Consider the following 25,446-nt stretch of genomic DNA (forward strand, 5'->3'; position numbering starts at 1 on the left):
TGGCGAAAAACTAAAACTGGTAAGAGATTTCAAAACGCGCGTTGAAGCCGGGTTCTGGGAGAGCCATACGGATATGCCCTGCTGTAGCAATCATGTCATCATGAGGCGCGTCCGCGCTGGCTTGCCATACAGAAGTTTGGTTGACATACTGCTTGTTAAAAATGTTGTTAAACACGGCACTTAACAACAAGCCTTTCATGCGTCCAGAGGGGGGCGACCAGTTAACAAAAATACTACTCACACCATAACCGGGTTTATGGATAGGCATCAAGCCATAACCCGGATAATAGATACTATAGCCGTTGTAGTACATGTTGGTTACAAAACGACTAAGCCATGTAAAGGTAAGTCCAGCTCTTGGAATGGTGTAGTCGCCCTTTAAAATAAAGACATTCCCGTAAGTGGCAGCCAGTGCGTAAGTGTCTGCCAACAAGTAATATTTGCCATTAACATTAGCTGTAGGCCAAGAACGCGCAAAAGAGAAAGTTCCTGTAAAGTTCTTGTATCGAACATTACCGCTAACTTCATACCCATAGATGGCAATGGTTTGAGGGAGGTTACCTGTCAAGTTTTTAGCTGTAGCGTTCCCACCTCCATTCTTAGAGACATCTTGCCCATAAGAGTTAACAAAGTTGTTAATGACTTGATAAAAGGCTGCCCCACGCACATTGAAATATGGGCTATTGTAATCGATGTTAAATTCAACATTCTGTCCGACAGCTGGCTTCAAATTCTTTTGGTAAATGACTGAAGGGTCGCGCATTAAAACCCCGTCCCCAGGCAACGCGCCCTTTGTAACATAAGCGTAACTAAGCTTTAAGCCTAACGCATCGATAGGATTATAAAGGATAGTTGCACTAGGAGAAAATCCAGAAGTTAAATGGTGCTGCCCATCCTTATCCTGCAAAACATAAATATCATAACGAGTACCCGCACCCACAATGAGATTTTTTAGGAAATTATAGTTTGCCTGAACATAACCCCCAATGATATTACCAATTGCATAAGAATTTTGAGGCAACCCGCGATAAGCGGCATTGGGTGAACTCATATTCTGATTGTATTCAGTGCCCGGATCAACAAAGTAATGGCGGTAGGGTAAGCCCGCCCCGGTAGGATCGTTGGGATTAATATTGTCCTTATACAGACCATTAGAGCCCTTAGGCAAACCTGAAAAAACGCTCAAGTTTTGATAAATTGCACCATATTCAAAAACATTTCCATAATCCTCACTAATGGGGTGCTGGACTTTGACATTCACCCCGGAGTTGATAAGAAATATATCGCGTTGCAATGTTCCTTCTGCATCAGCATTTCCCAAAGTCCAACCATTAGTGCCACTGGTAGGGGGTGCCATATGGTATTCTGGGTATTTGGGTACAAGCTGGCTACCCCCGTTATTAGTCATCTTATAACCCCCCGTGGACAAAGGCGTAATACTCCCATTTTGACACTGATCGGGGTTTGCCTTACACCATGTTTGTACATTGGCGATATATTCGGGGTTAGTGGGTTCTACAGAGTTGAGCGCAAAGGGGTTGTTAACAGGTTCGTAATTCCCATTACGGACACTCAAAAAGGCGGTAGAAGTGATACGAGGTTTATCAAAAGTTTCTCCACCCTCATGGTTGAATTTGAATGAAAGGTTATTATTAGAGTTGATGGTGTGGGCGAGCTCCTTACCAAAGTCGATCACAAAGGGGGCTGGTTGCGTGCCTGGGTCATTGGCTTTACTCAGCGCGCTTGTGGTGTTGGGACGCAACAAACGCGTAGAGTTATAGCGAGTCATGTTGTAACTAATGGTCAAGCTATCTTTGTCATTGAAGTAGGCATTGAACTTGAGCAGGACATTGTTTTGTTCGCTAGGACTACCGATTACCTTATCGCTAGCAAATGGATTAGACAAATCATAGGTAGGATTGAAAAGATTCTTCATCAAATTAGTCGCATCGCGGTAATAAAAGATGTTTTGATGGGTAAAATAACCTAAGATATCCCACTTTTCCGCCCTGTAGGCCGCAATGGTATTAAAACGCATCCCAAAGTTAGTGTAAAAACTCGCTGAGGCACTGCCTCCATAAGTTTGTCCTTTGCGCAAAAAGTCATTAGCTCCGATGGTTTCCATTGCCATTTTCCCCGCAATGGCCCCCGGTCCTGCAGAAGCGTTGGCCGCCCCCTTAATGACTTCAATTTCTTTGAGCATTCCTGGATCGATCACCGTGTTAGCATCGTGGTGGAAAATATTCCCATTTTGTGCAGCCCCATCGATGGTTACCCTGAGCAAACGGCTTTCCATGCCCCGTACATAGATTTTTTGTGCCATCAACCCGCCTCCGGCAACATTGATATCCGCCCTTGTTCTAAACAGGTCATTAACCTGATTGCTTTGCCGCTGTTGCAACTCTTTGCGTTCGATGTACATTTTATTATTATATTCAAAGGTGCGCTCGCCCAGCGTAGTTACCTTACCTAAGGTGTGGGTTTCTTCGGCCTCCATTAGCACACCTGCCCCCACAACGCTAAGTGCTAGAAGAGTGCGCGAAAAAGTGGGAAAAGACCATTCTTGTGCTTGTTTTGTATTAAAAAGCACACTACAATTTTTCTTAGGTGCGTTCATTTATTCATCCTAGATTAATTAGTAATACAATTCCCAATTTTATAAGATTAAAGCTAAGATATTACTGAAAAAATGAATAAAATCTACATGGAAGTCTTACAATTTTTCCAACTCTCCTAAAAAGGTAAGATTAAAATAAAAGAGAGGTGAGCGGATTGTCTTAACAACGCGGGATATGGACATTGACCGCTAAACCACCCAGTGAGGTTTCACGATATTTAGCATCAATGGATTTACCCACTTGGAGCATGGTTAAAATCACCTCATCAAGGCCTACTTTTGCCTGATAGCCGTGTTCAAGAGCCAAGCGCGCTGCAGTAACTGCCTTGATTGAACCTACGACATTTCTCTCAATACATGGAATTTGCACTAACCCGCCTACAGGATCACAAGTTAAGCCTAAATGGTGTTCCATAGCAATTTCAGCCGCGCTCAAAACTTGGTGCACATTCCCGCCCATCACAAAGGCAAAGCCCGCTGCGGCCATTGAAGAGGCTGCCCCCACTTCTGCTTGACACCCGGCCTCTGCTCCACTGATTGAACCATTCTTTTTATAAAGGTAACCAATAGCACAACATGTCAATAAAAAATCTACAATTTGTTCTTGAGAGAGGGGTTTAATATGTCTATGGCAGTAAAGGAGCACGGCGGGCACCACCCCACAAGAGCCGTTGGTGGGGGCTGTAACGACCTTGTTGCCACAAGCATTCTCCTCACTCACAGCGCGTGCGTACATGGTCATGTAGTCCATCACTGCTAAAGGGTCTTGTGAATGGGAGTGTTTACTCATGCGCTCTTGAATACTGGGAGCTAGGCGATCCATGCCGATGCAACCGGGTAGGCGTTTTTCTTGAGCGTGCACCCCGCTCTCAAAGCAGGCCAACATCGCCTCATACACTTCTAAGCAATAGTTTCTAGCATAATCCTCACCAAAAAGTGCGCTTTCGTGCTTGGCGACAATGTGGGCAATAGAGCAATGGTGCTTAGCGCACAGCTCTTCTAGCTCTTTAGCACTATTGAAATCAAAGGAGGTATGTTTAGCGTGAATAGGAGTTGTTTTTTTGTGCTTGAGTTCTTCTTGTGTGTAAATGAAGCCTCCACCAGTAGAGTAATAGATTTCCTCAGCTAGTAAATCCCCTTGTGCATCGAAAGCTTGCACCACCATACCATTTTCGTGCAATTCTAAAGCCTTGTTGTCAAACAGAATGTCTTGATGAAAATCAAAGGCGATATCATGGTGTTGGGCTAAAAAAATGCGCCCCTCTTTGAGGGCTCTTTGCACAATTTCTTGACGCTGGGCAACACTCACTTTTTTGGCACTAATTCCACTCAATCCCACTAAACATGCCAAATCTGTCAAATGTCCCTTGCCTGTGAGAGCTAGAGAGCCATGTAAAGTTACACATGTGCGAGCTGTGCGTTCTAAAACTCCTTTGTCTGTAAGTAAGGCGCAGAAACGCACACAAGCATCCATAGGGCCTATAGTGTGTGAGGAGCTAGGGCCTATGCCAATTTTAAAAATAGAGGTCATGGATTGCGCATAAATTTCTTGTTGAGTCTGAATATCCATATTTATCCTTTAACAAATAGATCAATCACAGCGTTAAGAACGGTCAATACGCCCACAGCCAAAATAAAAGTATCCACCCAAAAATTTCTAAAAACTTTCATTGAGGGAATGGCATACATCGCCACAATTGGCAGAATAAAAGTAATGGTGGCTAGTGCAGGTCCCCCCAAACTCTCAATGAATCCCAAAATACTTGGATTGTAGTAGGAAACCAAGATGATACTAATCCATAAGAACAAAGTTACAGCTATATCAATTTGTCTATGACGACTAGGGTTAAGCTTGTCCTTTACTAAAGTTTGCACCACTAATCCCTTTAAGCCTTCTTTAGCACCATAGTAGTGCCCGAAAAAAGAAGTGCTAATGGCTAGAAACGCCACAATGGGACCTGTATAACCGATAATAGGATTGCCTAGTGTGTTAGCAAAATAGCTTAGAATGGGAATGTTTTGTTCTCGTGCTTTGACAAAGTCAGCGGGTTCAAGGCAAAGAATGCACGAAAAAACAAAAAACATCACAAATAGAAGTAAAAGAGAAGTGTTGAGCAGTTCAATTTGGTTGGTTTTAAAGTGCTTGAGTTCTCCATAACGCCTCTCGATCGCTTGGGCAAAGGTAGAGATAATAGCACTATGGTTGAAAGAAAAGACCAAAACGGGGAGTGTGAACCAAAGTGCTGAAAAGAAACCAGTAAAACTTGGAATTTCTGTAAGCATAGAAGTCTTCCAATAGGGTATAAGGTAGAGCGAAAAAACTAGCAGGATCAACGCCATAGGATAAACTAAAGCATTGGCGACCCGTGTAACAACGGTGGTATTAAAAATCATCACAAAGATCATCCCACTAACTAAGTGTTCAGCCAAAAAAAAGCGATTGTGTTCAAAATAGTTGAGGCCAAGTTGGTGAGAAAAAAAGGATTCCACGGTGTTAGTAATTCCCACTCCATAGGCAAGGCAGATAGGATAAAAAGTAAAAAAATAGACCAAAGTGACGATGTAGCCGGCTTTTTTGCCAAAATAGGTCGCCGCATGGGTAATGTCATGATTACCAATTGCGTTTACAAAGCGTGCTAAAGCCCGATGACTAAGCCATGTCATAGGAAAACTTAAAATTGCCATCACCACCACAGGCCAAAAGCCTTGCGATCCGGCCTTAATAGGCAAAAATAAGATTCCTGCCCCAATAGCCGTGCCAAACATAGACCACATCCAGCGGATGTCAAAGAGATTGATCTTTTTATCCTTTTCCATCATCATCCTTTTAACCAAATGTCCTTATGCTAACAGATTTCCCCCAAAACCTCACAGCATGAACTAAAGACACCCCAATCCCGACAAGCTGAATGCTTAGTATGGTAACTCCACTTCACAAAGGGCCTTATAGATTTTTAATAAGTCTTGATGAGGGGCAATATCGTGTACGCGTAGAACACTCGCGCCTCTTTGTAGAGCGATTAAGTGCAAAGCCAAAGTACCACTTAGACGATCTTGCACCTCTTGGTTACAGATTTCTCCGATACATTTTTTACGACTTGCCCCTATCAGCAAGGGGTAACCAAAATGCAAAAAATGCTCTAAATGCTGAATAAGGGCTAAATTCTGCGTGGTGGTTTTGTTAAACCCCAAGCCGATGTCTAAAAAAATGTTGTTAATTCCGTATTGATTTAAACGCTCTAGTTGTGTGCTAAAAAAGCGATCTATGTCCAAAAAGAGTTGTCTGTGAGGTGCAAAATGATCCATGTCCATAGGCACCCCGTTAGAATGCATCAACACAACTTGAACTCCATGTGCTCTAGCCACTTGACACATTTGTTCTTCCCTAAAACCATTAACATCATTAAGTAATTGAAACCCATGTTGTAGAGCAAAATCAGCCGTCTTAGGGTTATAGGTATCTATGCTAAAAATGGCGTGCTGAGTTAAGTTGTTGGCTTTGATTTCTGCGCAAATATCCTTGAGTCGCATGATTTCCTCTTGTGCCTCAAGGCGTACACTAAAAGGGCGTGAGCTAGCTGCTCCGATGTCAATATAGGTGACCTTTTGTTCTAGGTAGTGATAAATCTTTTCTAAAGCCTGTTGGGCGTTGTAACGACTTTGGGGATAAAAACTATCTGGAGTGGCGTTGATAATACCCATCAAAGTTGGATTATCAAGAATAGAAGATTGAAGATGAGATTCCAGCATCTTTGCTAATCGCTTTAATCCAAAAGCCTGAGAGGTGCATTTCACGCGTAAGCGTTCCAGTTGGTCGTAAGTGCCTACTAGAAGACATGTGTAGGTGGGTTTCTTAGCTAGGATACAATCCTTAGGCGTGGCTAATTCAGCCCCTACACGCAAGGCTTCTTGTTTGAGAGTGAGTGCAGCACTCAGAGGTAAATCGGTTATTTTGAAGGCCAAGAGCTGGGCTTTTTTGGCCATGATAGCCTGACCAACAGGATGTGGAGTGATGCGTTCTAATTCTAAGGCAAAGCTAGAGGGAGTCATGCGCTCTAAAAACATTTAACCCCTCTTAGTTCAAGCACTCTTAGAAGTAGGGGCAAAAGGTTATAACTAGGACGATAATAAAACCCATTGGCATGAACAGCACTATCTAAACTCTGCAATAAATCTAGTGGCAAAGGAAGTGCGCTTTCTTGCAAGGCGCGCAACAGAGCATAGAGGCGCACTTTAATCTCTTCAGGATTTGAATATATTTTATCCAACTCTTGCAGATAGTTACAAATATCTTGTGCATTACATGTTCGTAAATCCAAATCAAAATGGTCTGTAGGAGTTTTTATGCGACGATCCACATAGGTTAAGCGAGAGAGCAAGGTGCTCAAAAGCGCATGCTTACTTCTAGCAATTAGGATAAAATGTGTTTGTGGTGGAGGTTCTTCTAAAATTTTTAGCAGAGCGTTTTGAGCAAACACATTAAAATGGTGTGCAGCAATGATGATAAACTTTTGTCCTGCATAACATAACACAGATTGCCGCCTGATCTCATGAGCGTGTTCGATTTTGAGTTCTTCCTCAATGAAACTTTCGATAAAAATGGGTTTTTGTGCCTGTTTTTCTAACTCGTGCTTATAGGTGTGTGCTTCTTCATGGGGAGTGTTACTAAGAATAAGAGTGTTCAATCCAAAATCCCTAGCAGACTTTCAAAGAGAATGGTTTCAAAGACTTTATAGAGTTGGAGAAGCTTAAGATCGCAAAGCGGATCGCTCGGATTTAAAAAACCATCTTGTAGTATCCAAAGTAAGCCCTTTGTGTTTGTGGCTAGAGTGCTCAAAATTCCTTCTTCGCCTACATACCAAAGTAAATAATTTTTATAGGTGAGGTTCAAAAGATTCAAGATAAGGGGCAGGTTCTGCACATCTTGTAAAAGCCAATTAAGACCCAAAAGCCCATCTACAATGGGTAAAGGTGGACGCAACGCCTTAGCGTTAAGGTGTGTAAAAACATATTTTTTAAACCAAGTGCGAGGCGCATCCACACAGAGTAGCACACACCCTCCATTTGAAATGTGTGTGATGCATGCCATAAAACCCTCCCAATCATAAGAGGCTATATCAGCACGCCCCAAACATGCGCATTGCTCCTTATAAATCTGCTGTGCGCGCTCCTTTAAACCCATCACAAAGCCAATTTGAATGCTTCATGTAAGGTTTTAAGGGCAAGCTCAGCCAAAGAGACCTCCACAACTACAGAAATTTTGATTTCACTGGTGCTGATCATCAAAATATTAATATTTTCTTTGGCTAAAGCTTTGAAAGCAGCACTGGCAATCCCTGAATGTGAGCGCATACCCACGCCCACCACAGACACCTTGGCAACTTGGCGATCACATTCTACTGAGCCAATATCGCGTACATTCTTGAGGACTTGCTGGCAGACTTCTATATCTCCCTCTGGTAGAGTAAAATTAATATTAGTCTTGCCATTTTTGCCAATGGTTTGCACAATCATATCAATATTGAGTTTGGCCTCTGCTAGCAATCCAAAAATTTCTCCGGCAATGCCCGGATAATCACAAGCATCGATAATGTTCACGCGTGCCTGATCTTTGTCTAGGGCGATCCCGCTCACAATGGGTTTTTCCACAATTTGCTCCTCTGAAGTGATGAGAGTTCCGGGGTTATCATTGAAAGAATTGCGCGTAATTAGGGGAATATTATATTTTTTTGCTAGCTCAACAGAGCGGTTGAAAAGCACCTTAGCCCCCATAGAGGCAAGTTCCAACATCTCATCATAACTGATTTGGGCGATTTTTCTAGCCTCAGGTACAATGCGCGGATCTGTAGTATAAATGCCATCTACATCGGTATAAATCTCACAAAGCTGAGCGCGTAAAGCACCTGCTAACGCTACCGCACTCAAATCGCTCCCACCTCTGCCCAAAGTTGTGATCTCCCCACTTTTGCTCACCCCTTGAAAACCCGCCACGACAACGACAAAATTTTGTGCTAAGAGGTCTTGAATGCGGGTGGTATCAATTTCTAAAATTTGCGCACGAGTGAAATGCGCATCTGTGGAAATTCCGGCTGCCTTGCCACTCAGCGAATAAGCTTTCTGTCCAAGAGACTCCAAGGCAATAGCTAGAAGCGCGCTAGAAATTTGTTCTCCACTGCTTAACAGGCGATCCATTTCTCGGCGGTTAAGCCTATTGCCAAAACAATGGGCCAACTCCAACAAATCGTCTGTTGTATCCCCCATTGCCGAAACCACCACGACAATATCTTCAAAAAGGGCTTTGCTAGCTATTATTCTTTGCGCTACAGCCTGAATGCGCGCACAACTCCCTACACTCGTCCCCCCAAACTTCTGTACCACTAGCACTTACAAATACCCTTGCTGTTTAAAATAACCAATGACTTGACGATAAACCTGCCTCTTGAAGTGCACCACTTTAGAAAAGAGAGCTTCGGGCTTAACAAATTCGTAACGATCAAACTCTGGAAAAGGTGTTTTGATATTAATTAGAGCATTGCTCTTGAGGCGTACCAAAAAATAACGCTGTTTTTGTCCATCAAAGGGATAGAGTTTTTTAGTCATGGTGGGGGGGAAATCGTAGACAATCCATTTAGGATACTCAGCGACAATCTCTATGGCATCTGTACCAATTTCTTCTAGTAACTCGCGATACAGGGCCTTTATTGGAGTTTCACCCTGGTCGATCCCCCCTTGAGGGAACTGCCAAGCCCCCTGAATATCAATACGCTGGGCAATAAAAAACTCGCAATCCCTAGGATAACAAGACGAAAGCACCACAGCCGCTACATTAGGACGATAACTCTTCGGAGCGTCCACAGCAATCCTTTCTAGGGATTATAGCACAACCCCAACCCTAAATTATTTCTTTAAAGTGGGGATATACTTAGCCAATGCTTCGATTTCTTCATTAGTGAGATTCTTAGCCTGAGCGTGCATAATCACACCTGAACCATAGCGATTAAGCGAACCCGCTTTATATCCCATCAAATCCTCTTTAATCTGTGTACTATCTAAAGTGTTGACCACATGCCCCTTTCCAAAAGCCTTTCTATCCATAGAAGGACCATGACACCCTGCGCATTTTTTGATCAAAACAGCTGGTTCAGCCGCCCAAAGCAAACCTAAACCTGCAACCAAACTCATTAAAACAACCTTATTCATCGTTAACTCCTTATCAAAAATGTGTCATAATGGTATTATTTTAAGGGTTAAGCTATGCTTAAAACCAAATTACCTAAAAGTCTCTATATCCATGTTCCATTTTGCAAAAGCAAGTGCGGTTATTGTGCTTTTAACTCTTTTAGTGGCCTAGAAGACTTGCAAGATATTTATATTAATGCGCTTTGCAAAGATATTGAGGCTTCTTTGCAGAGAGAACAAATTATCTCCATTTTTATAGGTGGAGGGACACCAAATATTTTACAAGTAAAACATTACGATCGGATATTTAACACCATTACGCGCCACGCGTATCTAGCACCTGAGATAGAAATTACTTTAGAGGCAAACCCAGATTTAGTTTCTTTGGAGTGGTGTCATGTGCTCAAAAATTTGGGCATGACTCGTCTATCTATAGGGGTGCAAAGCTTTTTTGGATCTAAGTTGCATTTCCTACAACGCGACCACATACCTAAAAATGTCTATAAGGCCTTAGATTATGCTCAAAAAAGTGCCATTGAACATTTAAGTATCGATCTTATCTACAATACACCTTTAGACACGCCTCAAAGCATAGAAAAAGAGGTGAGTCTTGCCAGCACTTTACCAATCGATCATCTTTCAGCCTATAGTTTAACCCTAGAGGATAATACTAAATTGGCAAAAGTTGCGTCTAAAAACTTACCAGAATTAGATGTCTTTATGCGCGCAAGTTTGGAAGCGCAAGGTTTTGAGCATTATGAGGTTTCTAACTATGCCCGTAACTACAGAGTAAAACATAATTTACACTATTGGAATGCCTTAGAATACATTGGCTGTGGGGCAGGAGCGGTGGGGCGAGTAGGACAGACGCGTTATTATAAATTTAAGGATGTGAAAAGCTATATTGCCAATCCACTACACGCGCGCACAGAAAATCTAACACAACAAGACTTACACTTTGAAGCTGTATTTCTAGGTTTGCGTTGCGCTCTAGGGGTGCCGGTGAATCTATTGATGCCTAAGAAAATAAAAACACTAATTGACGAAGACATATGCTATCAAAGAGGCGACTGCCTCCTAGCCAAGAATTTCTTCCTGGCTGACGAGATCGCCTTGTGGCTAAGCCACTAAAAAAGCTAAGTTAAAAGACGGAGGATATTTTGTTGCACGGTATTAGCTTGACTCATTGCATAGCTACCAGATTGCGCCAAGATATTATTTTTACTGAAGTTGGCACTCTCTTGAGCGAAATCCACATCTCTAATTTGCGATTCGGCCGCTTTCACATTTACTTGAGTGATTGTGATATTATTCACGGTGCTCACCATTTGATTTTGCACAGAACCCAAGTCAGAGCGCACCTTATCAAGCATTTTTTGTGCAGACTCAGCAATATCCATAACCACCATCGCTCCGCGCAAAGTGGTTACACCAGAGCCTAGCGTGAGATTCTCAGAGGCCAAAGTCTTATTGTAGTTAGCTCCAGAAGCTGAACGCACTGCCTGATTAAATTCTCCCAAGACATCCCTAAGATTCACCGTGGTGTTTGCGGTTGCACCTTTAGCAAAACCGATAGCAGCGTAGCCTGCAGATGCGCTCACATTAGCCCCGGAAACCACCAAAATATCTCTAGCATCTTGGCGCACCAAAGAAAGACGACCAAAGTTAGTAGAACCTTGAGTGATGTTTTGCCCACCATTGAGAGTAGTCAACGCAGCCCCTTGCCCATCAACATTGGTTGAGCTGACTTTAATGCTGATTCCGCGCCCATCAAGGCTGCGTAGATTTAAGCGACCTACAGAGTCCGTGTAAGCTTCAACACCTGTTTGAGCCGTTACGGCATTCAAAGCGGCAACCAAACGCCCATCGCTATCATTCTTTTTGATGCCAAGAATATTGCCTATTTCAATCCCATTCACGGTTAGACTACTCAAGCTTCCCGATTTGATCGCACCATCAGAAGTTGTGATGACATTAGCGGTTGCGCGTACCCCTGTGGCATTGGAGTTCTTGTTGATCACCTCGGTCAAAACGCCCAAACCAGTACCTGCGCTTGTTGAGATTTTTACACTCTCCAAAGAAACATCGTGTACTCCATCAACTTGCTTAAAAGTCAAGGCCACTTCACCGGATGCGGTGATATTTTTGCCGGTAACGATTTTAACCTGCCCAATTTTATCAGAAGTAGCTGACCCAATACTCGCCTTGATTGTTTCATTAGAATACGCACCCACTTGGAACTCTTTATTAGAGAACGCACCTGAGAGCAAAGTTTGCCCATTATAGGAGGTGGTGGTACCAATGTTGTCTAAGCTCTGGATTAAGCGCACAATATCCGCCTGTAGAGCTTTACGAGACTGGGTATTTTGACCATCTTGGGCCGCTTGTGTTGCCTTCACCTTGATGGTATCTAGGATTTTGATTTGCTCATCCATCGCTTTATCAGCAATTTGGATAATCCCCATACCATCATTGGTGTTAGCAATCGCCTGCCCCAAACTCTTAGCCTGCGAGCGCAGAGAGTCCGCAATAGTCATCCCCGAAGCGTCATCGGCTGCTTTGTTGATACGCAAACCAGAACTTAAGCGTTCAAGCGATTCTCTTAACTCGCGCTGTGTAACCAACCCTACGGCATGAGCGTTCAGCGCGTTAATGTTGGTATTAACCTGAAATGCCATACTAACTCCTTGTTAATTTAACCTAAAGCATCCTTGCTTTAGTGCTTCTATAATCGTCTAGAATTTTAATTTATAAAGTAAAATATGGTATCACGCAAAAGCACCGTAATTCATTAACTTTTGGTAACGAAGAGCAAGAAAATCACTCTCTTGAATACGGGGGAGCTGGGCAAGAAAATAATCTTTAATAGCACAACCAGCCTCAAATTTGTTACGATGTGCCCCCTTTTGAGGTTCTGGAATAATGTCATCAATTAGCCTTGCCTGCTTAAGGTCTGCAGGTGTGATTTTCATAGCCTTTACAGCTACTTCTGCCTTGCTTGGATCATTCCATAAAATAGCCGCGCAACCCTCTGGGGAAATCACACTAAAGATGGAATACTCCATCATTGCCAATCTATCTGCTACCGCAATCGCTAGAGCTCCACCACTCCCCCCTTCGCCAATAATGATAGAAATAGTGGGTACTCTTAGAGTGGCAAATTCCTGTAGATTCTTGGCAATCGCTTCGCTCTGCCCTCTTTCTTCTGCACCAATGCCCGGATACGCTCCAGCAGTGTCTACCAGCATCAAGATAGGCAGATTGAATTTCTCGGCAAATTTAGCACTTTTCAAAGCTTTGCGATAACCTTCAGGATTGGGCATACCAAAGTTGCGCCGTAACTTATTCTTAGTGCCCCTCCCTTTTTCTTCGGCAATCACCACCACAGGTGTGTCTTCAATCTTGCCTATAAAACTCACAATGGCTTTATCATCGCTAAAGTGGCGATCCCCAAAAATCTCGTAACGATCCTGCAAAATAAGCTCGATATAATCCATGGCATAAGGTCTATCGGGATGTCTAGCAAGCTGAAGACGCTGATATTCTGTTAGATTAGAGTAAACGCTTTTTATTTCTTTGGTTAAACGCTTTTCTAAAATATCCTTAGCATCAACATCACCACGAATAGTGGCCATTTCAATGTCGTCCTGAAGCCCCTTAATGCGGTTTTCAAAATCTAAATAAACTGCCACTCTTCTAACCTATACGGCTTTGAAAATCACCACCGCATTAGTACCCCCAAATCCAAAAGAGTTGCTCATAACCGCTTCTAGACTAGCTTGCCTTGCTTGGTTGGGAATATAATCCAAATCACAACCCGGATCGGGAACTTCTTGGTTAATGGTTGGAGGCAGTATACCTTCTTGAAGTGCCATGAGAGAAATCACAGCCTCAATCGCCCCAGCTGCACCCAAACAATGCCCGATTTGCCCCTTAGTAGAGCTCACAGGAGGAACATTCTCTTTACCATTGAAGACATTTTTTAAGGCAATGGTCTCGTAGAGATCATTATAGCTCGTACTTGTGCCATGTGCGTTAATATAGCCAACTTTTGCCCCATGTTTGCTTGCCATGTTTAGGGCAGCTTGCATGGCACGGAACGCCCCCTCGCCATCGGGTGCAGGCGCGGTGATATGGCTAGCATCCCCACTCTCTCCATAACCCGCTAATTCGGCAATAATAGGCGCGCCACGCTTTTTAGCACTTTCATATTCCTCAAGCACCAAAGCCCCAGCCCCCTCACCCATTACAAAGCCATTGCGTTCCTTGTCAAAGGGTCTGGAAGCTTTCAAGGGCTCTTCATTGCGGTTAGAAAGGGCGCGAATAGAAGCAAAACCCCCAATACCCACCGGGCAAATGGTGGACTCTGCCCCTATGACAAGCATACGATCTGCACCTTCCAAGAGAATAGTTTTGTAAGCTTCGATAATTGCATGAGTGCCCGCTGCGCAAGCGGTTACGCTAGAAACATTAGGTCCTTTAATGCCGTATTCAATCGAGGTAAAGCCACCAATCATGTTTACAAGCGCGGAGGTGATAAAGAAAGGGTTGACTTTTCTAGGACCCTTGTCATAGCAATAAATGGAGTTGGCTTCAATATTACCCAAGCCTCCAATACCCGATCCAGAGCTAATACCCATTGTAGAGGCAAAGGATTCCGGACATCTGCCGTCTACTAGAATTTGACTCTCGAACATGGCCTCTTTAGCAGCCAGAAGACCTAATTGAATAAAACGCCCCGCTTTCTTGACATCTTTGAGATTCATCACAGAACTAGGATCAAAATCTGTGATCTCAGCTGCGATTTGCACGGGAAAACCAGTCGTATCGAAGCAACTAATTTTTTTGACTCCGCAATCCCCACGCGCGATGGCATCGAAAGCCGTTCTCCTATCCAATCCCAGGGCGTTCACCATCCCCATACCCGTTACCACAACTCTACGCAACAAAAACTCCTTTTTGATAAGACCAAAAAACCCGTATTGTGGTTAGGACAGCTTGTCTTTCCCGATAAGCTTGTTTTCTTCAATAAATTTAACAACATCCCCAACGGTTTTGATCTTCTCAGCCTGCTCATCTGGAATATCGATTCCAAACTTTTCTTCTAAGGCCATAATGAGCTCCACCACATCCAAAGAGTCAGCATTGAGATCCTTGATGAAGTCCGCTTCCTCTGTTACCTGAGACGCACTTACATTCAACTGCTCCACAATCACCGCCTGGATTTCCTCAAACAAAGCCATCAAAATCTCCTCTTGTATTCTACAATTAATCCAAAAATTTTAGCCTAAAATTACTATCCTAAGCTTAAAAAGTTACTTCTGCTCCAAAACATCAACAATCCTATAGAGGAAGTAAATCACCACAACCAACAGAATCAAAATGATAAAAAGCATGTTTTCTCCTTTCTTTACATGTATAGGCCACCATTGACCTTAAGCGTTTCTCCTGTAATGTAGCTCGCTCCATCGCTGAGCAGGAACGCCACCGCATCAGCCACTTCCTTAGCCTCACCCAGCCGTCCTAAAGGGATATTTTTAAGATAGCCTTCTTTGAAATCGTCCTTAAGCCCAGCGTTCATGTCGGTTGCGATAAATCCGGGCGTAATGCAGTTAAAGCGGATATTGCGCAAAGCCCCCTCATAGGCAAAGGATTTGCTCATAGAGATTACACCGCCCTTACTGGCAGCATAGTTAGTCTGTCCTATATTGCCCCGTTCGGCGATCACAGAAGAGAGGTTCACCACACTGCCAAATTTTTGTTTACCCATCACTTTGAGAGCTTCGCGGCAACCTATAAAGGTAGAGCGCAGGTTGACCTCTAACACCTGCATGAAGTCCTCAGTTTTCATGCGTACGGCTAGTTTGTCCAGGACGATGCCCGCATTATTGACCAAGTAGCTCAAGCCTCCATCTGCATCTGTGATGAGTTTGAGCCCATGAACAAAGTCCTCTTCATTGGAAACATCAAATCTCACCAAAGCAGCACGCCCGCCTGCCTCTTCGATCTCTTTCTTGAGGCTATCAGCAGTTTCTGGATTGCCCCGATAGTTGATCCACACTTTGAGGCGTTGCCCCTCCTTGTTGGTGTAGCCCCCCAACAAGAGCGCAATCGCGCGCCCAATCCCCCGAGTGGCACCGGTTACCAAGACATTATGTCCGCTAAATTCCACACACTCCCCCTATAGTTTGGATTCGTAACGGCGCAACATATAAAGGCGTTTGAGAATTTTCTTCTTGGCGTTGATTTTCTGCTTTTTACGCTTTTCGGTCTTAGACTCGAAAAAACGCCTTGCGCGACATTCTGTAACGACCAAATTACGATCGGTTTGCTTTTTAAAGCGTCTGTACGCTTCATCAAAGCTATCGCTCTCCCTAACTTTAATGCCCGGCATGCCATCACCTACTTTCTTAATCAGATGCAACAATTTTAACAAAAATTTGTAAAATTAACTTGAAATGGCTCAAAATTTGTTATAATAGGCTTTTTCGTGCTCATAGCTCAGCTGAATAGAGCAACAGGTTGCGGTCCTGTAGGTCGGGGGTTTGAATCCCTCTGAGCACACCACTCTTCGCTAGACAAAATCCTATCTTTTGGAATGTAATGGACGCTTATCAGTACAGCGAACTGCTCAAGGAATTAGAAAACAAGTGTCAAAATGTTGCCCAGATCATCAAACCGGATCAGTTACAAGAGAGTTTAGATGCGCTAGAAAGCGCGCAGGCAGACCCCCTCTTCTGGCAAGATAGCGAACAGGCCGCGCTCAAAAATCAAGAGAAGGCCAAGATCGAGCGCGTCCTGCAGAATTATAGTGCCGTATATCACGCCCTAGTAGAGGCGCGTGAACTCTTTGAGCTGGTGCAAAATGACGATCCTGCCACCCTAGTCCAGCTTTTTGAGGATGTCCCCCATTTGCAAGCTCAAGTACAAAGCTTAGAGGTAGGGGTGATGCTCAGTAATGCCCATGACGGACGGAATGCTATCGTGAGTATTCAGCCGGGTGCTGGAGGAGTGGAAAGTCAGGACTGGGGAAGCATGCTCTATCGCATGTACCTGCGCTGGGCGGAGCGCAAGGGCTTTAAGGTAGAGCTCTTAGACTACCAAGAGGGCGAGGAGGCAGGCATTAAAGGCGTGGCATTCATCATCCGCGGGGTGAATGTCTATGGCTACATGAAAAATGAAAATGGCGTACACCGCCTTGTGCGTATGTCCCCCTTCAATGCTAATGGCAAACGCCATACCAGTTTTGCCAGCGTGCAGGTGAGTCCAGAGGTAGATGATGATATTGATATTGTGATTGAGGATAAAGATATTCGCATTGACACCTATCGGGCCAGCGGGGCGGGCGGCCAGCATGTCAACAAGACCGAGTCAGCTATTCGCATTACCCATTTTGCTACCGGAATCGTGGTGCAGTGCCAAAACGATCGCAGTCAGCATAAAAATAAAGCGATGGCACTTAAAATGCTCAAATCTCGTCTCTATGAATTAGAGTTGCACAAACAAAAGGAACAGAGCAACGCAGAGGAAAAGAGCGAAATAGGTTGGGGACATCAAATCCGCAGCTATGTTCTAGCCCCCTATCAGCAGATCAAGGACGCGCGTAGCGAAATTGCCTATAGCAATGTGGAGGCAATTTTAGATGGAGATTTAGATGCCATCATGGAAGCCGTGCTCGTTTCTAAAGCGCAATAAGCTAGACGCAAAAGTCTTTAGCTATAATCTAGGCCAAATTTGGGGCGAAGGAGAGTGAATGACGCAGGAAGAATTAGATGCCTTGATTAATGGGGGCGGTTTGGAAGGAATCGAACCCTTAGATAAGGAGATGGAAAATCAAGAAGAAGGCGCGCTCTCTTCAGATGAGGATTCCAATAAGGATAAGGACAAGCAAAAGGAAAGTAGCTGGAATGAGGCCTATAGGAATTACAGAGTGGATCAGAAAATGGCCGAGAAATACGGCAAAGTGGATTCTGAAGAATGGCCTCCCCCACCTCCTACTGAGGAACACAAAGTTGTCCATCAATTAGACGATGTTACGCGCGATTCAGAGGTCAAAGCGACACAGGTCTTTGATCAATTAGATTATATTAGCGTCAGCTCAGAAAATATCACTAGAACGCTTAAGAAAATCAAAACGCCCCTACAAAAGCATTTAGAAATTTTTGAAACCCTAGCTCAGACTTTCCCTCTCATTAACACTTTCCAGACTTCCTTAGAGGAAACACGGGAGATTTTAAAAGGGATCGATCGCATTCAAGAGAGTGCGGAGGGGTGCGCGGATAGTGCTATGCAGGCGATGGATATTATGCAATTTCAAGACATCCACCGCCAAAAGATCGAACGAGTGATCAATGTCATGCGCGCGCTCACCCAATACATGAACTCTCTGTTTGAGGGCAATATTGAGGATTCTAAACGCGTAAGTTCTGCCTCTTATATTATTGGAGATGATAGTGAGAGTGTGGCCAGTGAAAGCGATATTGAAGCCTTGATTGCCGCCTTTGGCAAGAAGTGATCCCTTTGTATGCCTGTAGAATTGCTCGCTCCTGCAGGGAATCTCCACAAACTTAAAATCGCCCTAGATTATGGCGCAGACGCGCTTTATGGTGGACTGGGGCAGTTTTCCTTGCGCAACCGCGCTTCTAAAAATTTTGATTTAGAAAGCTTTAAAGAGGGGGTTGCGCTTGCTCACACGCGGGGCAAAAAGTTTTACGCTACCCTGAACGCTTTCCCTTTTAACTCCCAGATCAAGCTCTTAGAAGAGCATTTGTATAAGTTGGCCGATTGTAAGGTAGACGCGCTCATTATCGCCACGATCGGCGTGCTCAAGCTCGCCCAAAAACTCACCCCCCATATCCCTATCCATCTTTCCACGCAAGCCAATGTGATGAATGTCTTGGATGCGCGCGCTTTTTATGAAATGGGAGTCAAGCGCATCGTGGTGGCTAGAGAAATGAGCTTAAATGATGTGGTAGAGATCAAAAAAGCTCTGCCCGATCTGGAGTTAGAAATTTTTGTGCATGGAAGCATGTGTTTTGCTTTTTCGGGGCGTTGTCTTATCTCTGCTTTGCAACATGGGCGCGTGCCCAATCGGGGGAGTTGCGCCAATGACTGCCGTTTTGATTATGAATACTATATTAAAAACCCTGATACAGGCGTGATGATGCGCTTAGAGGAAGAAGAGGGCGTGGGCACACATATCCTTAATGCCAAAGACTTAAATCTAGCCAGTCATATCGCGCCCATTTTGCAAAGCCAAGCCATTAGCGCACTCAAAATTGAGGGGCGCACCAAATCTAGTTACTATGCGGCCATCACTACTAAGACTTATCGCACCGCCATAGAAGATTATTACAATAACCAGTACCGCCCCGCGCTCTATCAAGCTGAGTTGTCTACGCTTAAAAATCGCGGTTTCACGCAGGGCTATTTGATTCAACGCCCCCACCAACGCCTAGACACACAAAATTTTGCAAGCGCGCTGAGCGAGGGAGATTTTCAGGTCAATGGGGAAGTGTTGGAAAATGGAGAGTATTTTTTATGCAAATTCACCACAAAACCTAATACAGAATACGAGATTGTTTTGCCCTACAAGGCGCATGTAGAGCCTATTATCAATGAAATTGGGAAAATTTACGCTTTTGAGGGTAAGTATTATCTTTACTTGTATAAAATTCTGCTCCAAGATGGGAAAGAATTAGAGGCTATTCATAGTGGAAATACTCACCCTGTCAAACTCCCTGTCAAACTTCCTCCTTACAGCTTTTTGCGCATTAAAAATTCTTCTTAGGAATATGGAGGCGAGTCCAAGAGTCCAAGAGTCCAAGAGTCCAAGAGTCCAAGAGTCCAAGAGTCCAAGAGTCCAAGAGTCCAAGAGTCCAAGAGTCCAAGAGTCCAAGAGTCCAAGAGTCCAAGAGTCCAAGAGTCCAAGAGTCCAAGAGTCCAAGAGTCCAAGAGTCCAAGAGTCCAAATCCACGTTTTTAGGAGGTTTGCAAGTGTGATGATGCGCTTCCTTGTGATGTGGTTCTGCGCGTTTGCTCTGTCTCTAGCCCACCCTTCGGTCGCTTCTTACTTGGATGGTTCCTTTTTTTCTGTAGGTGTAGACTTGGGCGGAGGGGATGCTTTAGAAAGCGAACGAGTGATTCCAAGTACGGACACTACAAAACAACAAATCTACAAAACAAATCTGCAATCCTATGACGAAGCAATCAATAATCTTAAAAACAACCAAGCCAACACCATAGCTGTCCTTAAAAGTCTAGCCCAACAGCTCACAAATCTTGATCCAAATTCGCCCACTCTTAGCGCGCTTGTCAATAAAATTGAGGAGATGATTATCCATCCCTCCAACATTGATCTTGAAGCTCTAACAAGCAGTGTGAATGCCTATAACACCTATTTACAACAAACACTCACGCAATACAAAAATGCCAACAAACAACTCCTATTGCAAAGCCGACAAGCCATAGATAATTACGCAAAAGAGGTTGATACGGCTAATGCTCAGAATAAACTTATTCTTCAAAATGCTCTCACTACTATTGACAACTTTAACAACGCAATGAGCACTACGGCTAAGAAACTCAATATTACCTACACCTCTATACCTCTACCCAAATCCTTGCAAAATTGTGGCGCACAACAAGCGTGCATTGACAATTTATCGCCTAGAGCCACGATTCAAGCTCTCTCTAGCATGTCTGAAAGTATGAATAATGTGGTTTCTGTCGTAGGAAATGATATAAACGCACTAGATCAAGCCAACCAGCAGCTGGCTGTCCAATATGCAAGCCAATACAGCAAACTTAAAGCTGATAGGGAAAATGCCATTAATGACGCCCTTAACGATGTGGGAAATATTGTTAAAATCGTAGCGCGTGGCTTCACTGATCAGTGGACAGCTTATGGAGTAGGACAGGCTTTTAGTCTATCTGCTAACAATGGACAATATGTCAATGCGGCAGACACTTGTGTTTTTCAGATTATTATTCACAATAATGCGAGCGGGGGGCCAAATGGGTGTAGTTATGGACCTGGAACAACAACTACCCTAAACTCTTTCAAAACAGCCATTCTTGATTATAATGGTTTAACAGCGTGGGCACTTTGGGATAGCATTTTTAATCTTAATGAGCTCCAAGGAAATGTCTATATCACGCCCTCTGATTGCTCCATTGGAAATTGCGCCGGAGTGCCTGCTCAACAATCTATTGATGGGATTAAAAAATTTTTCACTTTCATAGACGGCTATATAGGTAATAACAAGACCTTTAGAGGAAACTTCTTCCCCTCTAATCTAGCCAAACCCTCCGCCAACACTCTTTATGGTATTTTAGACAATGAGCTAGAACATAACCAATTCACTTTAGCCACTAATCTTGTCAATGCTTATACAAACACCTTTATCCCAAAGATGCTCAATATGTTCCAAGAAAACCCTGTATGGTTAATGAGTGTGATGCCTTCAGGTTCTTTGGGCATTCTTGATCCTCAAGGCAAATGGGTCGCCAAACCTCTCCCAAATCTTAATCAACGAGCGGAAATTATGCAAAAGATTAAGTCTCCGGCCTTAGAATATTGCTACAACACACTCACCATCGGTTTTCAGTTTTCGCAGGGTAATGGCGTGTGCGACTATAGTAAATACGCAAATGCAATTTTTCTAGGCTATTTTGGATATGTCGATCAAGTACCCATCACAAAGCTGACCGACCAACTTAATATACCTCTAGCTTCTGCACAAACTGACATCAATAACGCAAATGTGCTCAACGCCCAGTTAGGTACATTGGAAAAACCTACAAGCTTATCCGTCCCTCCCCCCTCCTATTCTACACAGCTAGCTCCCATGCCCACTCTCCCCAATATTAATGTCGGTGGCACTCCATTGCCTCATGTGATTAGACCCAAAGCTCCCTTCTTTACTTTTTCTAGCCGCAATCTTGATATGCATCCCTTGCAAATGGGATTGCAGGCTAAATGGGGGTATCAAAAGTATTTTACTCCTTTTTTTGGCATGTCCTACTATAGTGCTATGAGTTACCGCTACCTCTATCTCAAGAAACTAAGCGCAGACAATGATCTCAATGCTGTCAACCATTATGGCTTTGGTATTGGCACAAATTTATTACTTAATTTTTACAGCAAAATCATAAAACCCAAGTTTGGCCATCTTATCATCCACACCTACGGACTTTTTACCGGACTTATGGGCATGTTTAATTTGTACAATACGGCATCCCTAGATAGCTCTAAGCAGTTTTGGATCAAGAGTGCCAACCTTGATGGAGTCTTTGGATTTAGCATGCGTGTGGATCGCTTTAAGTGGATGTTAGGAGCTAGAGTTCCCCTTATTGATGCCAATCAAACCCTTAGCATCTCTGATAGCTACGGCACAGATCGGATTAACCTCGTTGACAACTATAAAAGTACTAACCTATTTTTGGATTTTTTAACTTTCTTTTAGGATCGTGTTATAATTGAAAAATGCGAAAAGTTTTAGTTGTAGGTTTCTTGTTATTGAAAGGAACACTGCTGGATGCACGCAATATAGCCTCTTATTTGGATGGAGGGTTTTACGCGGTGGGGTTAGGTCTTGGCGGAGGTAATGCTTTGCAGATTACTCAACCCCCCCCCCCCCCCTCACAACTCACAAATGCCATGCAAGCCTATAAGCAAAATCTACAGCTTTATAACAAGGCAGTGGCCAAGCTTAAAGCCAATAAGAAACAAACAGCAGCCGCGCTCCAAATCCTCCTAGCACAGCTTAAAAGTCTCAATCCTACAGCACCTCAATTACAAAATATCCTTAAGAATATTGGGCAAGTGAGCACCAATAGCACGCTTTCTAGCGTGGCCACTTATCAAAATGAGCTCAATAAATTATTAAGTGATTATGCAAACGCTAATCAAAAACTGCTAAAAGTGGCGGAAACACAATTTAAAAATTATCAACAAGCCCTCAGCCAAACCAACAATCAAGGCCGCGCCATCCTCACTAATGCGATCAAAACCTATCAAGAGTTTAACACTCAGATTAGCACAATCGCCAAACAACTTAATTTAACCCCTCTCACCCTACCCCCTCTTTTGCAAAATCATCCAAATGTGCAACAATTCAGCCCCGAGCAGGTGCAAGAAGCCCTTAAAACCCTTGCTGGACAAGTCAACACTCTCTCAACAACCATCGCTCAGGATATTCAAAAAATCAGTGAGGCCAATCAAAACATTATCAAAACCAACACCCAAAACCTAGAGCAACTCACTCTTAAACGCCAAAATGCAATTCAGCAAGCACTCACACAAATTACAAAAGTTTCTGATGTAGTGGGGCAGGCTTTCCATGAAGCTTGGATGAATTATGCTGTGGGCATGGTGTTTGGTCTAAATAACGCCCAACAGGCAAATCAAACTTATGTCTACCCCCAAAACGGCAAGACATATAACTACATCAACAACAATTTTAGTTGTACCTTTGTTTCTATTTTGCAATCTATGCCTGGGTGGAAGGGTAAAGTTTCTAATAGTTGCCCCAATCCTCTTCCTAATACACCCTCTGTGCCCCAAAGCTTATCTAAACTAGGATTTAATCTAGGCAATCTGTGGAATAGTCTTTTTGATCTTAAAACCCTACAGCAAACCATCCCCTATCTTTCCAATTCTAATTGTGCGGGCGGGAAAGAACATATGAATGAGTGTCCCTCAAACATAGATCAGACTAGAAAAGATGCCAACACCTTTTTTAAAGCCCTAAATGCCTCTGTGGGCGCGCCAAGTTTTACGGGCAACTTTGCTCATTCAGAGTTTTACAAACAGCTTGAAAAGAATTTAAATACGGATGATTTTAACGCCGCGCAAGCTTTTCTTGATGCCTATGCTGGCAATCAAGACAGCATGGTCAAGTTTATGCTTCAAACTTTTGAGAGTAACCCGGTATGGTTTATGTCCGTGATCCCACAAGGGGTCGATATAAACCCGCTTTCAAAGCCATCGAAAAATGGACCTACAAGACCTAACCCTCAATATCTTAAAAGTGCCCCTGAGAATGTCCAAGCTTGCTACAAAAGCCCTACTAGCGGTTTGGGTTTTGGACAAAACTATTATCACATGTGTGATTATGTCGGTTGGTCTAATTCTATATTTTTAGGCTATTTTGGTTTCTTAAACCCTGCGATGAACAGCGCGCTCGCAGAGGTCAATGCCGCTCTCCCAGCTGCCCAGCAAGCAATCCAAAATGCCAAGCAAGCCACCCAAAACCTCAACAACTTCACCCCCATAGCAACCTACACCACTCCCACAATCCCCACCACCACCCTCCCACCTCAAAAACCCCTTCCCTCTATTCCTACCATCAACACTAACCCCGCCCCTCTCCCTGTCCTAAATAAACCTCAAACTCCCCTTATTTCTCCTAGCACCCCTAGCAATGTCCAAAACAATAAGTTACAAACAGGTCTTCAACTAGAAGCGGGCTATCAAAAATATTTTAATCCCTTTGTGGGCTTGTCTTTATATGGACATCTTTCTTATCGCTACTTGATCATGGGGACTTCAAATAGCGCGTTACACATTAATGCGATCAACCACTACGGCGCAGGTTTTGGGGCAAACTTTCTATTCAATCTCTACAGCAAGATTAGGGTTAATAAAACATATGGGATCGCCAAGATCAAGGCTTACGGGCTCTTTGCCGGGCTTTTAGGCGTGTACAATGTTTGGACAGCAAACTTTTTTGGTAATCATAAGAGTTACGCACAATACAACACCAATATTAATGCGACTTTTGGTTTGAGCATGCGACTTAATCGCTTTAAGTGGATGTTAGGTGTGCGTGTCCCTCTCACAGATGCCAGCCGTCAACTTACCCTCACACAACCAACAGGCGCAAGTGTAATCGCCTTTGTGGATAATTACAAGAGCGCGAGTTTATTTTTAAATTTCGCATCGTTTTATTAATGAGCTTTTTGGATACGCGCATGGCAAAACCTTTTATTTTGAATCTTTGCTTTTGTCTATCAACGCCCTTGATCGCCCACCCCTTTGCCTCTTATTTAGATGGAGGGTTTTTATCTGTGGGTGTGATCGCAGGCAAGGGCGATGTCATCAAAGATTCGGGCAATAGTGATCTAAGATCGCACTCTGCCCAACTAGGTTTGCAGGTGCAAGGAGGGTATCAAAAATACTTTATTCCCTTTTTGGGCGTGTCTTTTTATGGGTATTTCTCTTATCGCTACCTTTACATGGATAAATTTGCTACCAGCATAAGCGATATTAACAATGTTAATCGTTATAGCTTAGGTGTTGGGGGGAATTTGCTCATCAACGCTTATAGTAAGATCAAAAAATCGCCCCATAAATCAATCAAGATTTATGCCTACGGCTTCTTTGGGGGGGTGTTGGGCCTAGTGAATCTGTGGACTACGCAGTTTGCTAATTTTGGAGCTACGCAACTGAGCAATAACGCTAACATAGATGCGGTTTTTGGAATCCATGCGCGTATTGATAGCTTCAAGGTGAGTTTTGGAGTCCATATGCCTCTTATCAATCAAACCCGCCTTTTAGTGGGCAAAGAAGCCGGGGGGTTACGCTTCATTAATGATCATAATAGCGCAGATATTTTTATTAATTTCACCAAAATATTTTATTAGCTC

Annotated in this window: 22 protein-coding genes and 1 tRNA gene; 8 read left to right on the top strand and 15 right to left on the bottom strand. The window is 43.5% G+C overall.

Going from position 1 to position 25,446, the window contains the following annotated elements; genetic code table 11:
- Nucleotides 1–10: 10 nt before the first annotated feature.
- The 9 genes from C6H00_RS03235 to C6H00_RS03275 form a co-directional block, all read right to left on the bottom strand.
- The gene (locus C6H00_RS03235; RefSeq protein ID WP_199769175.1) at nucleotides 11–2,497 is read right to left on the bottom strand and encodes a TonB-dependent receptor domain-containing protein; all 2,487 of its coding nucleotides are present in this window, start codon (nucleotides 2,495–2,497) and stop codon (nucleotides 11–13) included.
- Between the two features lie 280 nt (nucleotides 2,498–2,777).
- Nucleotides 2,778–4,163, bottom strand: a complete 1,386-nt coding sequence (locus C6H00_RS03240) for an L-serine ammonia-lyase (protein WP_199769176.1) — start codon at nucleotides 4,161–4,163, stop codon at nucleotides 2,778–2,780.
- Nucleotides 4,164–4,189: 26 nt separating this feature from the next.
- Nucleotides 4,190–5,440 carry an aromatic amino acid transport family protein gene (locus tag C6H00_RS03245; RefSeq protein WP_407645529.1) on the bottom strand — a complete coding sequence of 417 codons (1,251 nt, stop codon included), beginning with the start codon at nucleotides 5,438–5,440 and terminating at the stop codon, nucleotides 4,190–4,192.
- Between the two features lie 90 nt (nucleotides 5,441–5,530).
- On the bottom strand, nucleotides 5,531–6,682 hold the full coding sequence (gene folP, locus C6H00_RS03250; protein WP_104749589.1) for a dihydropteroate synthase: 1,152 nt from the start codon (nucleotides 6,680–6,682) through the stop codon (nucleotides 5,531–5,533).
- Complete coding sequence (locus C6H00_RS03255) at nucleotides 6,673–7,302, bottom strand: DNA polymerase III subunit delta' (protein WP_104749590.1); 630 nt, start codon at nucleotides 7,300–7,302, stop codon at nucleotides 6,673–6,675. The genes folP and C6H00_RS03255 overlap by 10 nt, the downstream gene beginning before the upstream one ends.
- Nucleotides 7,299–7,799 carry a HobA family DNA replication regulator gene (locus tag C6H00_RS03260; RefSeq protein WP_104749591.1) on the bottom strand — a complete coding sequence of 167 codons (501 nt, stop codon included), beginning with the start codon at nucleotides 7,797–7,799 and terminating at the stop codon, nucleotides 7,299–7,301. The genes C6H00_RS03255 and C6H00_RS03260 overlap by 4 nt, the downstream gene beginning before the upstream one ends.
- Complete coding sequence (locus C6H00_RS03265) at nucleotides 7,799–9,001, bottom strand: aspartate kinase (protein ID WP_104749592.1); 1,203 nt, start codon at nucleotides 8,999–9,001, stop codon at nucleotides 7,799–7,801. Before C6H00_RS03265 ends, C6H00_RS03260 begins: the two co-directional genes overlap by 1 nt.
- Nucleotides 9,002–9,472, bottom strand: coding sequence for an RNA pyrophosphohydrolase (locus tag C6H00_RS03270; protein WP_104749593.1), 471 nt, complete (start codon nucleotides 9,470–9,472; stop codon nucleotides 9,002–9,004).
- 42 nt (nucleotides 9,473–9,514) lie between these two features.
- A complete protein-coding gene (locus C6H00_RS03275) occupies nucleotides 9,515–9,817 on the bottom strand; it encodes a c-type cytochrome (protein WP_104749594.1) in 303 nt (100 codons plus the stop codon).
- 54 nt (nucleotides 9,818–9,871) lie between these two features.
- On the opposite strand from C6H00_RS03275, the gene hemW reads away from it, so the two are divergent.
- Nucleotides 9,872–10,927, top strand: coding sequence for a radical SAM family heme chaperone HemW (gene hemW / locus C6H00_RS03280; protein ID WP_104749595.1), 1,056 nt, complete (start codon nucleotides 9,872–9,874; stop codon nucleotides 10,925–10,927).
- Nucleotides 10,928–10,932: 5 nt separating this feature from the next.
- Here the strand turns inward: hemW and C6H00_RS03285 are convergent, their stop codons facing one another.
- The 6 genes from C6H00_RS03285 to rpsU all read right to left on the bottom strand — a co-directional run bounded on the left by C6H00_RS03285 (nucleotide 10,933) and on the right by rpsU (nucleotide 16,190).
- Nucleotides 10,933–12,474: a flagellin A gene (locus C6H00_RS03285; protein WP_104749596.1), complete on the bottom strand. Its 1,542-nt coding sequence runs from the start codon at nucleotides 12,472–12,474 to the stop codon at nucleotides 10,933–10,935.
- A 90-nt stretch (nucleotides 12,475–12,564) separates the two neighbouring features.
- Entirely contained in the window at nucleotides 12,565–13,488 is a 924-nt protein-coding gene (gene accA / locus C6H00_RS03290) for an acetyl-CoA carboxylase carboxyl transferase subunit alpha (protein ID WP_104749597.1), read from the bottom strand.
- 9 nt (nucleotides 13,489–13,497) lie between these two features.
- The gene (locus C6H00_RS03295; RefSeq protein ID WP_104749747.1) at nucleotides 13,498–14,742 is read right to left on the bottom strand and encodes a beta-ketoacyl-ACP synthase II; all 1,245 of its coding nucleotides are present in this window, start codon (nucleotides 14,740–14,742) and stop codon (nucleotides 13,498–13,500) included.
- Nucleotides 14,743–14,784: 42 nt separating this feature from the next.
- Nucleotides 14,785–15,039, bottom strand: a complete 255-nt coding sequence (gene acpP / locus C6H00_RS03300; protein WP_104749598.1) for an acyl carrier protein — start codon at nucleotides 15,037–15,039, stop codon at nucleotides 14,785–14,787.
- 167 nt (nucleotides 15,040–15,206) lie between these two features.
- Nucleotides 15,207–15,968 (bottom strand): 3-oxoacyl-ACP reductase FabG, encoded by a 762-nt coding sequence (gene fabG, locus C6H00_RS03305; protein ID WP_104749599.1) that lies wholly within the window; start codon nucleotides 15,966–15,968, stop codon nucleotides 15,207–15,209.
- 9 nt (nucleotides 15,969–15,977) lie between these two features.
- Nucleotides 15,978–16,190, bottom strand: a complete 213-nt coding sequence (gene rpsU / locus C6H00_RS03310; RefSeq protein ID WP_006018650.1) for a 30S ribosomal protein S21 — start codon at nucleotides 16,188–16,190, stop codon at nucleotides 15,978–15,980.
- A 96-nt stretch (nucleotides 16,191–16,286) separates the two neighbouring features.
- On the opposite strand from rpsU, the gene C6H00_RS03315 reads away from it, so the two are divergent.
- The 7 genes from C6H00_RS03315 to C6H00_RS03350 all read left to right on the top strand — a co-directional run bounded on the left by C6H00_RS03315 (nucleotide 16,287) and on the right by C6H00_RS03350 (nucleotide 25,443).
- Nucleotides 16,287–16,363, top strand: a tRNA-Arg gene (locus C6H00_RS03315).
- A gap of 36 nt (nucleotides 16,364–16,399) precedes the next feature.
- Nucleotides 16,400–17,491, top strand: a complete 1,092-nt coding sequence (gene prfB / locus C6H00_RS03320) for a peptide chain release factor 2 (RefSeq protein WP_104749600.1) — start codon at nucleotides 16,400–16,402, stop codon at nucleotides 17,489–17,491.
- Between the two features lie 58 nt (nucleotides 17,492–17,549).
- A complete protein-coding gene (gene cheZ / locus C6H00_RS03325; protein ID WP_104749601.1) occupies nucleotides 17,550–18,311 on the top strand; it encodes a protein phosphatase CheZ in 762 nt (253 codons plus the stop codon).
- A 9-nt stretch (nucleotides 18,312–18,320) separates the two neighbouring features.
- A complete protein-coding gene (locus C6H00_RS03330) occupies nucleotides 18,321–19,586 on the top strand; it encodes a peptidase U32 family protein (protein WP_104749602.1) in 1,266 nt (421 codons plus the stop codon).
- Nucleotides 19,587–19,796: 210 nt separating this feature from the next.
- Nucleotides 19,797–22,262, top strand: coding sequence for a hypothetical protein (locus C6H00_RS03340; protein WP_104749604.1), 2,466 nt, complete (start codon nucleotides 19,797–19,799; stop codon nucleotides 22,260–22,262).
- Between the two features lie 20 nt (nucleotides 22,263–22,282).
- Nucleotides 22,283–24,751: a hypothetical protein gene (locus C6H00_RS03345; protein WP_104749605.1), complete on the top strand. Its 2,469-nt coding sequence runs from the start codon at nucleotides 22,283–22,285 to the stop codon at nucleotides 24,749–24,751.
- A complete protein-coding gene (locus C6H00_RS03350) occupies nucleotides 24,751–25,443 on the top strand; it encodes an outer membrane beta-barrel protein (protein WP_233704390.1) in 693 nt (230 codons plus the stop codon). The genes C6H00_RS03345 and C6H00_RS03350 overlap by 1 nt, the downstream gene beginning before the upstream one ends.
- The last annotated feature ends 3 nt before the right edge of the window (nucleotides 25,444–25,446 follow it).

The sequence above is a fragment of the Helicobacter cynogastricus genome (genome assembly GCF_900197855.1).
In the GTDB taxonomy this organism is placed as follows: Bacteria; Campylobacterota; Campylobacteria; order Campylobacterales; family Helicobacteraceae; genus Helicobacter; species Helicobacter cynogastricus.

Excerpts from the sequence above, each read along its gene's own strand:
- C6H00_RS03235 (WP_199769175.1), bottom strand. The coding sequence starts at position 2,497 with ATGGAGGCCGAAGAAACCCACACCTTAGGTAAGGTAACTACGCTGGGC.
- C6H00_RS03245 (WP_407645529.1), bottom strand. The coding sequence starts at position 5,440 with ATGATGATGGAAAAGGATAAAAAGATCAATCTCTTTGACATCCGCTGG.
- folP (WP_104749589.1), bottom strand. The coding sequence starts at position 6,682 with ATGTTTTTAGAGCGCATGACTCCCTCTAGCTTTGCCTTAGAATTAGAA.
- C6H00_RS03260 (WP_104749591.1), bottom strand. The coding sequence starts at position 7,799 with ATGGGTTTAAAGGAGCGCGCACAGCAGATTTATAAGGAGCAATGCGCA.
- C6H00_RS03275 (WP_104749594.1), bottom strand. The coding sequence starts at position 9,817 with ATGAATAAGGTTGTTTTAATGAGTTTGGTTGCAGGTTTAGGTTTGCTT.
- hemW (WP_104749595.1), top strand. The coding sequence starts at position 9,872 with ATGCTTAAAACCAAATTACCTAAAAGTCTCTATATCCATGTTCCATTT.
- C6H00_RS03285 (WP_104749596.1), bottom strand. The coding sequence starts at position 12,474 with ATGGCATTTCAGGTTAATACCAACATTAACGCGCTGAACGCTCATGCC.
- acpP (WP_104749598.1), bottom strand. The coding sequence starts at position 15,039 with ATGGCTTTGTTTGAGGAAATCCAGGCGGTGATTGTGGAGCAGTTGAAT.
- rpsU (WP_006018650.1), bottom strand. The coding sequence starts at position 16,190 with ATGCCGGGCATTAAAGTTAGGGAGAGCGATAGCTTTGATGAAGCGTAC.
- prfB (WP_104749600.1), top strand. The coding sequence starts at position 16,400 with ATGGACGCTTATCAGTACAGCGAACTGCTCAAGGAATTAGAAAACAAG.
- cheZ (WP_104749601.1), top strand. The coding sequence starts at position 17,550 with ATGACGCAGGAAGAATTAGATGCCTTGATTAATGGGGGCGGTTTGGAA.
- C6H00_RS03330 (WP_104749602.1), top strand. The coding sequence starts at position 18,321 with ATGCCTGTAGAATTGCTCGCTCCTGCAGGGAATCTCCACAAACTTAAA.
- C6H00_RS03340 (WP_104749604.1), top strand. The coding sequence starts at position 19,797 with ATGATGCGCTTCCTTGTGATGTGGTTCTGCGCGTTTGCTCTGTCTCTA.
- C6H00_RS03345 (WP_104749605.1), top strand. The coding sequence starts at position 22,283 with ATGCGAAAAGTTTTAGTTGTAGGTTTCTTGTTATTGAAAGGAACACTG.
- C6H00_RS03350 (WP_233704390.1), top strand. The coding sequence starts at position 24,751 with ATGAGCTTTTTGGATACGCGCATGGCAAAACCTTTTATTTTGAATCTT.